Raw genomic sequence first — 11,707 nt, forward strand, 5'->3', positions numbered from 1 at the left:
TTTCCCCAACGAGCTTCCTGTCCACAGATTTCCGAATTCCTCTGGTGTTTGGGCTCAGTCGGCCTCACGCTGGGTAATGGAATGAGTGAGCGGTAAGTCATCTGAACGGGGGCGGCGTTGATGGAAGCGGAGCGATTGATCGCGAGCGGTCGGCATGCACTGGCCGAGAGCCGTACGGCACTGGACATCGTGGTCGAGGCATGGCAGGCCCAGGCCCTCGCCCAGGCGATAGGGAGTCACCTGGCGCTCGCCGGGCCGCTGGAGCTGCGTGGTGAGGCCCGCGGGCTCAGCGAGACAGGAGGGGGACGGGGTGCGGTGGACCACCCCGCCCTGCGCACCGGCGGGCTGCGCGCCGCGCAGCTCACGGCCGTCGGCGACGCGCGCACGGCGCTGACCGCGCTCGGCGCCCTTCTCGGCGAGGTGGGCATCGCCCTCGTCGGCGTGGCCTGTGCGACGGACGATGAGGGGCTCTACTGGCAGTCCATCGAGGCCATCGACGCCGCCGACGAGGCCGGCGACCGCGTCGGCACCATGCTTCGCCGGCTCTCGCTGCGCGACCGCGACGCGCACCGCCCACCCGACACGGCCCGTGGCCGCGCGGGCCCGGGGTGAACCTGGTGCCCGGGTGCCGGAAAGAGCCCGCGCCAGGCCGTCAGGCGGTCGTCGTGCCCTCCGGGCGGTCGGCCGAGGACTGGAGGTCGGCGTCGAGCTGGGAGAGGTCGGCGGTCAGGGCCGCCATCAGCTCCTCCATCTGCTCCAGCAGGCCCTTGGGGGCGCCGCCGGCCGGCTGCGGGGGCACCGGGGGGAGCGGTGGCTGGGCGGGCTGCTCGGACACGGACCGCTCCGGTGCGGCTTCCTGGGACATGGCGGCCTCCTCGGCCCGGGCCCTCCGGTGAGGAAAGGCCCACAAGAGAGAGCGACGCACCGGCAGCGGCCGCCGGCACGCGGGCCGGGCGGTCCGGCTCCGCCCGAGCCAACGACGGGTCCCCGGCCGCGGTCACTGGCCTGGCGAGAGGCCGCCCGCCGAGGGGCGGATATTCACCCGACAGGGCAGGTGGGGCTCACCCGCTGACGAAACGGTTGACGCGCACCCGACGGTGCAGGATGGAGGTATGGATCTTCGAATCTTCACGGAACCCCAGCAAGGCGCGTCCTACGACACCCTGCTCACGGTCGCCAAGGCCACGGAGGACCTGGGCTTCGACGCCTTCTTCCGCTCGGATCACTATGTGAGCATGGGCTCCGCCGACGGCCTGCCCGGGCCGACCGACGCCTGGATCACGCTGGCCGGGCTCGCACGGGAGACCCGCCGGATCCGGCTCGGCACGCTGATGACCGCCGGCACCTTCCGGTACCCCGGCGTCCTCGCGATCCAGGTCGCGCAGGTCGACCAGATGTCCGGCGGGCGGATCGAGCTGGGCCTCGGCGCGGGCTGGTTCGAGGAGGAGCACCGGGCGTACGGGATCCCGTTCCCGAAGGAGAGGTTCGGGCGCCTGGAGGAGCAGCTGGAGATCGTCACCGGGCTGTGGGGCACCGAGACCGGCAAGACGTTCTCGTACCAGGGCGAGTTCTACCAGCTGACCGACTCGCCCGCGCTGCCCAAGCCCGCCCAGACGAGGATCCCGGTGCTCGTGGGAGGACACGGCGCGCGCCGCACCCCGCGGCTCGCGGCGCGGTTCGCCGACGAGTTCAACATCCCGTTCGCCTCGCTCGAGGAGACCGGGCGGCAGTTCGGCCGGGTGCGGGAGGCGGCGGCCGAGGCCGGGCGGCCGGCCGGGGCGCTGGTGTACTCCAACGCGCTGGTGGTCTGCGTCGGTCGCGACGACGCGGAGGTCGCCCGCCGGGCGGCGGCCATCGGGCGGGACGTCGAGGAGCTGAAGGCCAACGGCCTGGCCGGGTCACCCGCCGAGGTCGTGGACAAGATCGGCCGGTACGGTGAACTGGGCTCCACCCGGATCTACCTCCAGGTTCTCGACCTGGACGATCTGGACCACCTGGAGCTGATCTCCGCACAGGTACAGACGCAGCTGGGGTGACCCGATGAAACCCGACCGCACGCTCGCCGCCGCCCTCGCCGAAGGGGTGCTCGTGCTCGACGGCGGGCTCTCCAACCAGCTGGAGGCCCAGGGCTGCGACCTCTCCGACGACCTCTGGTCCGCGCGGCTGCTCGCCGACGGGCCCGAGCAGATCGAGGCGGCCCACGCGGCCTACGCGCGGGCCGGCGCCCAGGTCCTGATCACCTCCAGTTATCAGGCCACCTTCGAGGGCTTCGCCCACCGCGGCACCGGCCGGGCGGAGGCCGCGCGGCTCCTCGCGCGCAGCGTGGAGCTGGCCCGGGCGGCGAGCGAACGGGTGGAGCGGGAGATCTGGGTCGCCGCCTCCGTCGGGCCGTACGGGGCGATGCTGGCGGACGGCAGTGAGTACCGCGGCCGGTACGGGCTGTCGGTGGACGAGCTGGAATGGTTCCACCGGCCCCGGATCGAGGTCCTGGCCGCGGCCGGGCCCGACGTCCTGGCCCTGGAGACGGTGCCCGACGCCGACGAGGCCGAGGCGCTGCTGCGGGCCGCCGAGGGGTGCGGAGTGCCGGTCTGGCTCTCGTACACCGTCGAGGGCGAGCGCACCCGGGCCGGGCAGCCGCTGGCGGACGCCTTCGGCCTGGCCGCGGGCAACGACCAGGTCGTCGCGGTCGGCGTCAACTGCTGCGACCCGGACGACGCCGGGGCCGCCGCGGAGATCGCCGCCGAGGTGACCGGCAAGCCGGTCGTCGTCTACCCCAACAGCGGGGAGCAGTGGGACGCGGGCGCGCGCGGCTGGCGCGGCGCGGCCACCTTCGACCCGGCCAGGACCGACCGCTGGCGTGCCGCCGGCGCCCGGCTCATCGGCGGCTGCTGCCGCGTCGGACCGGACGCCATCGCCGAACTGGCCGTCACCCTGCGCGGATAGCGGCCCGGCCGGCCCAGGGCCGGGGCGGAAATCCGTTGTGGCCGAGCGGCGGCAAAGGTCATTCTTGAACGTATGTTCCTGACCATCAGCACCACCGGCACGGCCGAGAAACCCGCCACCGACCTGGGCTTTCTCCTGCACAAGCATCCCGAGAAGGCGCAGGCGTTCGGCACCGCGCACGGCACCGCGCACGTCGTCTACCCCGAGGCGAGCGCGGAGCGGTGCACGGTCGCGCTGATGCTGGACGTGGACCCCGTGGCACTGGTGCGCAAGGGCAGGGGCAAGGGGCGGGGCGGGGCGCCCGACGCGGCGCTCGCGCAGTACGTGAACGACCGGCCGTACGCCGCGTCCTCGCTGCTCGCCGTCGCGCTCGCCAAGGTCTTCAAGAGCGCCCTGCACGGAAGCTGTGCGGCGCTGCCCGAGCGGGCCGCCGCGCCGCTGCCGCTGCGGATCGAGATCCCGGCGCTCCCGGCGCGCGGCGGGGCCGGGCTCGTGGCCCGGCTCTTCGGCCCGCTGGGCTGGGCGGACGTGACGGCGGAACCGGTCGCGCTCGACATGGAGTTCCCCGAATGGGGCGACTCGCGCTATGTGCGGCTGGCCCTGGAGGGCGAGCTGCGGCTCGCCGACGCGCTCAACCAGCTCTACGTCCTGCTCCCGGTCCTCGACGACGCCAAGCACTACTGGGTCGCGCCGGACGAGGTCGACAAGCTGCTGCGCGCAGGTGACGGCTGGCTCGCCGACCACCCGGAGCGGCAGCTCATCACCAGCCGCTACCTCTCCCGCCGCTGGGGCCTGACCCGGGAGGCCACCGAACGCCTCGAACTCGTCCGGCTCGCCGAGGCCGACGGCCTGGACGTCGACGACGTCGACAACGCCGTCGACGAGACGACCGACACCGAGGAGCGGCCGGTGCCGCTCGCCGAGCAGCGCCGCGAGGCGATCCTGGCCGCGCTGCGCGCCGCCGACGCCGCCCGGGTGCTCGATCTCGGCTGCGGCCAGGGCCAGTTGCTCCAGGCCCTGCTCAAGGACGTGCGCTTCACCGAGATCGTCGGCGTGGACGTGTCGGCCCGCGCCCTGTCCGTCGCCGCCCGCCGGCTGCGCCTGGAGCGCATGGGCGAGCGGCAGGCCGGCCGGGTGAAGCTGCTCCAGGGCTCGCTCACGTACACCGACAAGCGGCTGACCGGCTACGACGCCGCCGTGCTCAGCGAGGTCATCGAGCACCTCGACCTGCCGCGGCTGCCCGCGCTCGAGTACGCGGTGTTCGGCTCCGCCCGGCCGCGCACGGTCGTCGTGACGACGCCGAACGTCGAGTACAACGTGCGCTGGGAGTCGCTGCCGGCCGGGCACGTCCGGCACGGCGACCACCGCTTCGAATGGACCCGCGAGGAGTTCCGCACCTGGGCCGCGGGCGTCGCCGGCCGCCACGGCTACGAGGTCGGGTTCGCCCCCGTCGGCCCGGACGACCCCGAGGTCGGCCCGCCCACTCAGCTGGCCGTCTTCACCCGTACTGACAACGACACGAACGACACCACGAAGGAGGACGCGGCATGACCGACGACGCCACCCGGAAGACCGGGCGCACGCTGCCCGTCACCGATCTCTCCCTCGTGGTCCTCGTCGGCGCCACCGGTTCCGGCAAGTCGACCTTCGCCCGGCGGCACTTCAAGCCGACCGAGATCGTCTCCTCCGACTTCTGCCGCGGCCTGGTCGCCGACGACGAGAACGACCAGAGCGCCAGCAAGGACGCCTTCGACGTCCTCCACTACATCGCGGGCAAGCGCCTCGCCGCCGGCCGGCTGACGGTCGTCGACGCCACCAGCGTGCAGCGAGAGGCGCGCCGCCAGCTCGTCCAGCTCGCCCGCGAGCACGACGTGCTGCCGATCGCGATCGTCCTCGACCTGCCCGAGGAGGTGTGCGCGGCGCGCAACGCGGCCCGCCCGGACCGGGCGCACCTGCCCCGGCACGTGATCCAGCGGCACCGCCGCGAACTGCGCCGCTCCCTCAAGGGACTCGAACGCGAGGGCTTCCGCAAGGTGCACGTGCTGCGCAGCGTGGAAGAGGTGGAGTCGGCCCAGGTCGTCCTGGAGAAGCGGTTCAACGACCTGCGGCACCTCACCGGGCCGTTCGACATCATCGGCGACGTCCACGGCTGCCGCTCCGAGCTGGAGACGCTGCTCGCCAGGCTCGGCTACGTCGACGGACACCACCCGGAGGGCCGGACCGCCGTCTTCGTCGGCGACCTGGTCGACCGCGGGCCGGACAGCCCGGGCGTGCTGCGCCGCGTCATGGGCATGGTGGCCGCCGGGGACGCGCTGTGCGTGCCCGGAAACCACGAGAACAAGCTGGGCCGCTGGCTGCGCGGCCGCAAGGTGCAGCAGACCCACGGCCTCGCCGAGACGATCGAGCAGCTGGAGCGCGAGCCGGAGGAGTTCCGGGCACAGGTCGCGGAGTTCATCGACGGGCTGGTCAGCCACTACGTCCTCGACGAGGGCAGGCTGGTGGTCTGCCACGCCGGTCTGCCGGAGAAGTACCACGGCCGCACCTCCGGCCGGGTACGTTCGCACGCGCTGTACGGGGACACCACCGGCGAGACCGACGAGTTCGGCCTGCCGGTGCGCTACCCGTGGGCGGAGGAGTACCGGGGCCGGGCGACCGTCGTCTACGGGCACACGCCCGTGCCGACCACGTCCTGGATCAACAACACCATCTGCCTCGACACCGGTGCGGTGTTCGGCGGGAAGATGACCGCGCTGCGCTGGCCGGAGCGCGAGCTCGTCGACGTACCGGCCGAGCGGGTCTGGTACGAGCCGGCCAAGCCGCTCGTGGCCGAGGCGCCCGGCGGGCACCAGGGGCGGCCGCTCGACCTGGCCGACGTGCACGGGCGGCGGATCGTCGAGACCCGCCTGATGGGCAACGTCGCCGTCCGCGAGGAGAACGCGGCCGCGGCCCTGGAGGTGATGAGCCGGTTCGCGGTCGACCCGCGACTGCTCGCCTACCTCCCGCCGACCATGGCGCCGACCGCGACCTCGAAGGTCGACGGCTACCTGGAGCACCCCGCGGAGGCTTTCAGGCAGTACGCGGCGGACGAGGTCGGGAAGGTCGTGTGCGAGGAGAAGCACATGGGCTCCCGGGCCGTCGCGCTCGTCTGCAAGGACGCGACGGTGGCGGCGGAACGGTTCGGCGTGGCCGCGGCGGACGGTGTGACGGGCGCGCTGCACACCCGTACCGGACGTCCGTTCTTCGACGATCCGGCCGTCACCGAGCAGGTCCTCGGGCGGCTGCGGGCGGCGATCGGCGCGGCCGGGCTCTGGGAGGAGCTCGACACCAACTGGCTGCTGCTGGACGGCGAGCTGATGCCGTGGTCGCTGAAGTCCGCCGGGCTGCTGCGCTCCCAGTACGCGGCGGTCGGCGCGGCCTCCCGGGCGGTCTTCCCCGGCGCGCTCGGGGCGCTCGAACAGGCCGCGGCGCGCGGCGTGGAAGGGCTCGACGAGCTGCTCGGCCGGCAGCGGGAACGGGCGGCGGACGCGGCCGCGTTCACCGACGCGTACCGGCGCTACTGCTGGCCGACGGACGGCCTGGAGGGCGTGCGGTTCGCACCGTTCCAGGTGCTCGCCGCGCACGGCCGCTCGCTGGCCGCCGTACCCCACGACGAGCAGCTCGCCTGGCTCGACCGGCTCGTCGAGCACGATCCGACCGGCCTGCTCCAGGTGACACGGCGGCTCGTCGTCGACCCGGCCGACGAGGCGTCCGTACGCGCCGGCGTCGACTGGTGGCTCGAACTGACCGCGGCCGGCGGCGAGGGCATGGTCGTCAAGCCCCTCGCGGCCGTCGCCCTGGGCAAGGACGGGCGCCCGGTGCAGCCGGGCGTGAAGGTCCGCGGACGGGAGTACCTGCGGATCATCTACGGCCCGGAGTACACCCGTCCGGACAACCTGGAGCGGCTGCGCCAGCGGTTCCTCGGCCACAAGCGCTCGCTGGCCCTGCGCGAGTACGCGCTCGGCCTGGAGGCGCTGGACCGGCTCGCGGCGGGCGAGCCGCTGTGGCGGGTCCACGAGGCCGTGTTCGCGGTCCTCGCCCTGGAGTCGGAGCCGGTGGACCCGCGGCTCTGACGCCGTCAAGCGAGCCGGCAGGCGAGTCACGAGACGACGAGGTGGGTCCCGGTTCCGCCGCGACCCCACCTCGTCGCCCGCGTGACACGCGGAGTACTACGCGCGGGGCGCTCCGCTCGGTCAGGATGGGGCGCATGGGATTCCATGTCGATTCCGAGACCGGGCGGCTGCGCCGCGTCATACTGCACCGGCCCGATCTGGAGCTGAAGCGGCTCACCCCGAGCAACAAGGACGCGTTGCTCTTCGACGACGTGCTGTGGGTGCGCCGGGCGCGCCAGGAGCACGACGGCTTCGCGGACGTGCTGCGGGACCGGGGAGTGGAGGTGCACCTCTTCGGAGAACTGCTGGCGGAGACCCTGGAGGTGCCGGCGGCGCGCAAGCTGGTGCTCGACCGGGTCTTCGACGAGAAGGAGTACGGTCCGCTCGCGGCGGACCATCTGCGGGCGGTGTTCGACTCGCTGGACTCCGTGACCCTGGTGGAGGCGCTCGTCGGGGGCATGACCAAGCGGGAGTACCTGGCGGCGCACCGGGAGCCGACCTCGGTCCGCTTCCACGCCCTGGACCTGGACGACTTCGTGCTCGGCCCGCTGCCGAACCACATCTTCACCCGGGACACCTCCGCCTGGATCTACGACGGCGTGTCGATCAACGCGATGCGCTGGCCGGCCCGGCAGCGCGAGACCGTCCACTTCGAGGCGATCTACAAGCACCACCCGCTGTTCACCGGCCCCGAGGCGGGGAGCTTCCACCACTGGTCGGAGGGGCAGGCCGACTACCCGTCGACCATCGAGGGCGGCGACGTCCTGGTCATCGGCAACGGCGCCGTCCTCATCGGCATGAGCGAGCGCACCACGCCGCAGGCCGTGGAGATGCTGGCGCGCGGCATGTTCGCGGCCGGCTCGGCGCGCACCATCATCGCCCTGGACATGCCGAAGCGGCGCGCGTTCATGCACCTGGACACGGTGATGACGATGGTGGACGGGGACACCTTCACCCAGTACGCGGGCCTGGGCATGCTCCGCTCGTACACGATCGAGCCGGGCGACGAGGGCCAGTCCCTGCGGGTCACCGACCACCCGCCGGAGCAGATGCACAGCGCGATCGCCGCCGCCCTCGGCCTCCAGGACATCCGGGTGCTCACGGCCACCCAGGACGTGCACGCGGCGGAGCGGGAGCAGTGGGACGACGGGTGCAACGTGCTCGCCGTCGAGCCCGGCGTGGTCGTCGCGTACGAGCGGAACGTCACCACCAACACGCATCTGCGCAAGCAGGGCATCGAGGTGATCGAGATCCCCGGCAGCGAGCTGGGGCGGGGACGGGGCGGTCCGCGCTGCATGAGCTGCCCGGTGGAGCGGGACGCCGTGTGAGGCGGGGCGCCCGGTGAGGCGGGACGCTGCGGGAGCCGGGGAGCCGGGGAGCCGGGGAGCCGGGGAGCCTGCGAGGCGGCGAGGGCGGGGCTGTATAAGAATGCTGAATTACGTATACACTTCCAACGTCCTCGTCCCTCGACGTCCCCCACCGTAACCAGGAGCGCCCCATGGCCACCGACCTCATCGGCCGCCACTTCCTCAAGGAGCTGGACTTCACCGCCGAGGAGTTCCGCGGCCTGATCGCACTCGCCGCCGAGCTCAAGGCGGCGAAGAAGGCGGGCGCCGAGGTGCAGCGGCTGCGCGGCCGGAACATCGCGCTGATCTTCGAGAAGACCTCCACCCGCACCCGCTGCGCCTTCGAGGTCGCCGCCGCCGACCAGGGCGCCTCCACCACCTACCTCGACCCGGTCAGCTCGCAGATCGGGCACAAGGAGTCGGTCAAGGACACCGCCCGGGTGCTGGGCCGGATGTTCGACGCGATCGAGTACCGGGGCGAGGGCCAGGCCGTCGTCGAGGAGCTGGCCGCCCACGCCGGGGTGCCCGTCTACAACGGGCTCACCGACGACTGGCACCCCACCCAGATGCTGGCCGACGTGCTCACGATGACCGAGCACTGCGCCAAGCCGCTCGACGGGATCGCCTTCGCCTACCTCGGCGACGCCCGCTTCAACATGGGCAACTCCTACCTGATCACCGGCGCCCTGCTCGGCATGGACGTCCGGATCGTGGCCCCCGAGGCGTACTGGCCGGCCGACTCGGTCGTCGCCGAGGCGCAGCGGCTCGCCGAGGCGAGCGGGGCGGTGATCACGCTCACCGAGGACGTCGCCGAGGGCGTGCGCGGCGCCGACTTCGTCGCCACGGACGTGTGGGTGTCGATGGGAGAGCCCAAGGAGGTCTGGGACGCGCGGATCGCCGCCCTCGCGCCGTACTCCGTGACCATGGACGTCATCCGCGCCACCGGCAACCCCGACGTCAAGTTCCTGCACTGCCTGCCCGCCTTCCACGACCTCGGAACCGCCGTCGGCCGCGACCTCCACGCCCGGCACGGGCTGACCGAACTGGAGGTCTCCGACGAGGTCTTCGAGTCGGCGCACTCGGTCGTCTTCGACGAGGCGGAGAACCGGATGCACACCATCAAGGCCGTCATGGTCGCCACGCTCGCCCGGGCGTCGGACGCCTGATCGTCCGACGGAGGCCCGTTGTCAGACCCCCCTGTTACGTTCGTGAGTGTCAGCAACCGCTACGAACAGGGGGACTTGATGAGCGGCGACGACCTGCGACGCCTCGGTGTCGACATCTACGCGCAGTGGACGGCCTTGTGGAACGGTGAGCTGGAGCTCGCCGAGAAGATCATGGCGCCGGACTTCACCCTCCGCTACGCCCAGGCGAACACGGAGGCGTTCGACGCCGTCCGCACTCCGGCCGGGCTCGCGGAGATCGTCGGGGCATGGCGCCGCAGCCGCAAGGATCTGCGGTTCGCTGCCGAGGGCGAGGCGGTGGTGGACCTCGCCCTGGTGGACGGCGCACCGACCGGCCTGGTGGCCCGGCCGTACCTCGCGAGCTTCACCGGCGAGGACGGCGGGACCGTCGCCAGGAGCGGGACCGACACCCTCCGGATCACCGGCGGGCTCATAACCGAGGTGTGGTCGGTGTCCTCCGGCGCCACCGGCCGGACCTTCTACCGCTGACGTCCCGCGGTCCGGGGCGCGGCCGCCTGCGGCACGTTGCCGACCGCCCGCTTGAAGTCGGGGCAGTCGACGATCGGTTCGTGGTCGCAGACGGCCGCGTGGCGCAGGCTGTCGCGGAGCCGGGTGAGCCGGCCGATCTGCTCGTCGAGGTCGTCGGCCTTGGCGGTCATCCGGACCCGCAGGTCCGCGTCGGACGGCCGCGCCACCATGAAGCGGCTCACCTCGGCGACCGAGAACCCCGCGCTGCGCGCGCAGGTGATCAGGGCGAGGCGCTCCAGGACGTCCGGGTGGTAGGTGCGGCGCAGGCCGTTGCGGCCGGCCGGCGCGATCAGCCCCTTCTTCTCGTAGAAGCGCAGCGCCGAGGGCGCGAGGCCGCTGCGCTCCGCGACCTCGGCGATGTCCAGCAGTCCTTCGTCCACGGTCGATCCCCCGTCCCTCAGCTGCCACGCACCCGGACCCGGTCCCGGCTACCGACCCCGACCCAGACCCGGTCCCGGCCACCGACCCCGACCCCGACCCGGACCCGGTCCCGGCCACCGACCCCGACCCGGACCCGGTCCCGGCCACCGACCCCGACCCCGACCCGGACCCGGTCCCGGCCACCGACCCGGTCCCGGCCGCCGACCCTGCCTCGGGCCCTGCCTCGGTCCCCGCCGCCGACCGTGCCCGGGACGCGTCCCTTGACTTGAAGCGCGGTTCAAGTCGCAGCCTACCCGTCATGAACGTCACGAAGGTCCACCACCTGAACTGCGGCTCGGTCCGCACCATCGACCCCACCTACGACGGCCCGGCCTCCGCTCCCGCCGTCAACCACTGTCTCCTCGTGGAGACCGAGTCCGCCGGGCTCGTCCTGGTCGAGACCGGACTCGGCCTCGGCGACGTCCGCGATCCCGAGGGCACCCTGGGCGCCGACTGGGTCGCGATGGCGGCGCCCGCGCTCGACGAGGAGGAGACGGCCGTCCGCCAGGTCGCCCGGCTCGGGTACGCGCCCGCCGACGTGCGGCACGTCGTCGTGACCCACCTGGACGTGGACCACTGCGGCGGCCTGCCCGACTTCCCCGACGCCAAGGTGCATCTGCTCGCCCCCGAACTCACGGCCGCGCGCGCCGAGGCCCCGAGCTACCGCTACCGCCCGGCGCACTGGGCGCACGAGCCCGACTGGGTCACCTACGAGCCCGGCCGCGCCGACCCGGCCGACCCCTCCGACGACTGGTTCGGCTTCGACTCCGTACGCCTGCAGGGCCTGCCGTCCGGGATCCGGCTCGTCCCGCTCGGCGGCCACACCGCCGGCCATGCCGGGGTGGCCGTGCGCGACGAGGCGGCCGGCCGCTGGTTGCTGCACTGCGGCGACGCGTACTACTACCACCGCGAGATGGCGGACGCGAAGGAGCCGCATCCGCTGATGGACGTCGTGCAGACCCGCTCCGAGGTCCACCGCGACCTGCGGCTCGGCACCCAGGCCCGGCTACGCGAACTGGTCCGTGACCACGGTGACGAGGTGGAGGTGTTCTCGGCGCACGACCCGTGGGAGTTCGCCCGCTACGGGGCCTAGGGCGGGGCAGGGCATGGGAATGCCGCCGATTGGGTGAATATGCGC

Annotated in this window: 11 protein-coding genes; 9 read left to right on the forward strand and 2 right to left on the reverse strand. The window is 73.0% G+C overall.

Going from position 1 to position 11,707, the window contains the following annotated elements; genetic code table 11:
* Window positions 1-120: 120 nt before the first annotated feature.
* On the forward strand, window positions 121-612 hold the full coding sequence (locus ACWEV0_RS17650; protein WP_453150200.1) for a DUF6099 family protein: 492 nt from the start codon (window positions 121-123) through the stop codon (window positions 610-612).
* A 40-nt stretch (window positions 613-652) separates the two neighbouring features.
* On the opposite strand, the gene ACWEV0_RS17655 is transcribed toward ACWEV0_RS17650, so the two are convergent.
* On the reverse strand, window positions 653-865 hold the full coding sequence (locus ACWEV0_RS17655; protein WP_453150201.1) for a hypothetical protein: 213 nt from the start codon (window positions 863-865) through the stop codon (window positions 653-655).
* Between the two features lie 247 nt (window positions 866-1,112).
* On the opposite strand from ACWEV0_RS17655, the gene ACWEV0_RS17660 reads away from it, so the two are divergent.
* The 7 genes from ACWEV0_RS17660 to ACWEV0_RS17690 all read left to right on the forward strand — a co-directional run bounded on the left by ACWEV0_RS17660 (window position 1,113) and on the right by ACWEV0_RS17690 (window position 10,110).
* Window positions 1,113-2,036: an LLM class F420-dependent oxidoreductase gene (locus ACWEV0_RS17660; RefSeq protein ID WP_453150202.1), complete on the forward strand. Its 924-nt coding sequence runs from the start codon at window positions 1,113-1,115 to the stop codon at window positions 2,034-2,036.
* 4 nt (window positions 2,037-2,040) lie between these two features.
* The gene (gene mmuM, locus ACWEV0_RS17665) at window positions 2,041-2,943 is read left to right on the forward strand and encodes a homocysteine S-methyltransferase (RefSeq protein ID WP_453150203.1); all 903 of its coding nucleotides are present in this window, start codon (window positions 2,041-2,043) and stop codon (window positions 2,941-2,943) included.
* 72 nt (window positions 2,944-3,015) lie between these two features.
* Window positions 3,016-4,494: a 3' terminal RNA ribose 2'-O-methyltransferase Hen1 gene (locus tag ACWEV0_RS17670; RefSeq protein ID WP_453150204.1), complete on the forward strand. Its 1,479-nt coding sequence runs from the start codon at window positions 3,016-3,018 to the stop codon at window positions 4,492-4,494.
* Window positions 4,491-7,052, forward strand: coding sequence for a polynucleotide kinase-phosphatase (locus ACWEV0_RS17675; protein WP_453150205.1), 2,562 nt, complete (start codon window positions 4,491-4,493; stop codon window positions 7,050-7,052). The genes ACWEV0_RS17670 and ACWEV0_RS17675 overlap by 4 nt, the downstream gene beginning before the upstream one ends.
* Before the next feature lie 134 nt (window positions 7,053-7,186).
* Window positions 7,187-8,419, forward strand: a complete 1,233-nt coding sequence (locus tag ACWEV0_RS17680; protein ID WP_453150206.1) for an arginine deiminase — start codon at window positions 7,187-7,189, stop codon at window positions 8,417-8,419.
* A gap of 170 nt (window positions 8,420-8,589) precedes the next feature.
* Window positions 8,590-9,603: an ornithine carbamoyltransferase gene (gene argF / locus ACWEV0_RS17685; protein WP_453150207.1), complete on the forward strand. Its 1,014-nt coding sequence runs from the start codon at window positions 8,590-8,592 to the stop codon at window positions 9,601-9,603.
* 78 nt (window positions 9,604-9,681) lie between these two features.
* A complete protein-coding gene (locus tag ACWEV0_RS17690) occupies window positions 9,682-10,110 on the forward strand; it encodes a nuclear transport factor 2 family protein (protein ID WP_453150208.1) in 429 nt (142 codons plus the stop codon).
* Here the strand turns inward: ACWEV0_RS17690 and ACWEV0_RS17695 are convergent.
* Window positions 10,101-10,529 (reverse strand): MerR family transcriptional regulator, encoded by a 429-nt coding sequence (locus tag ACWEV0_RS17695; protein ID WP_453150209.1) that lies wholly within the window; start codon window positions 10,527-10,529, stop codon window positions 10,101-10,103. The two genes, ACWEV0_RS17690 and ACWEV0_RS17695, sit on opposite strands and share 10 nt — an antisense overlap.
* A 299-nt stretch (window positions 10,530-10,828) precedes the next feature.
* On the opposite strand from ACWEV0_RS17695, the gene ACWEV0_RS17700 reads away from it, so the two are divergent.
* Window positions 10,829-11,662: an MBL fold metallo-hydrolase gene (locus tag ACWEV0_RS17700; protein WP_453150210.1), complete on the forward strand. Its 834-nt coding sequence runs from the start codon at window positions 10,829-10,831 to the stop codon at window positions 11,660-11,662.
* Window positions 11,663-11,707 lie beyond the last annotated feature (45 nt).

The sequence above is a fragment of the Streptomyces sp. NPDC003943 genome (genome assembly GCF_053605265.1).

Bases quoted from the DNA above. Each gene is read 5' to 3' on its own strand.
- ACWEV0_RS17675 (WP_453150205.1), top strand. From the start codon at position 4,491: ATGACCGACGACGCCACCCGGAAGACCGGGCGCACGCTGCCCGTCACC.
- ACWEV0_RS17670 (WP_453150204.1), top strand. From the start codon at position 3,016: ATGTTCCTGACCATCAGCACCACCGGCACGGCCGAGAAACCCGCCACC.
- argF (WP_453150207.1), top strand. From the start codon at position 8,590: ATGGCCACCGACCTCATCGGCCGCCACTTCCTCAAGGAGCTGGACTTC.
- mmuM (WP_453150203.1), top strand. From the start codon at position 2,041: ATGAAACCCGACCGCACGCTCGCCGCCGCCCTCGCCGAAGGGGTGCTC.
- ACWEV0_RS17660 (WP_453150202.1), top strand. From the start codon at position 1,113: ATGGATCTTCGAATCTTCACGGAACCCCAGCAAGGCGCGTCCTACGAC.
- ACWEV0_RS17650 (WP_453150200.1), top strand. From the start codon at position 121: ATGGAAGCGGAGCGATTGATCGCGAGCGGTCGGCATGCACTGGCCGAG.
- ACWEV0_RS17655 (WP_453150201.1), bottom strand. From the start codon at position 865: ATGTCCCAGGAAGCCGCACCGGAGCGGTCCGTGTCCGAGCAGCCCGCC.
- ACWEV0_RS17680 (WP_453150206.1), top strand. From the start codon at position 7,187: ATGGGATTCCATGTCGATTCCGAGACCGGGCGGCTGCGCCGCGTCATA.
- ACWEV0_RS17690 (WP_453150208.1), top strand. From the start codon at position 9,682: ATGAGCGGCGACGACCTGCGACGCCTCGGTGTCGACATCTACGCGCAG.
- ACWEV0_RS17700 (WP_453150210.1), top strand. From the start codon at position 10,829: ATGAACGTCACGAAGGTCCACCACCTGAACTGCGGCTCGGTCCGCACC.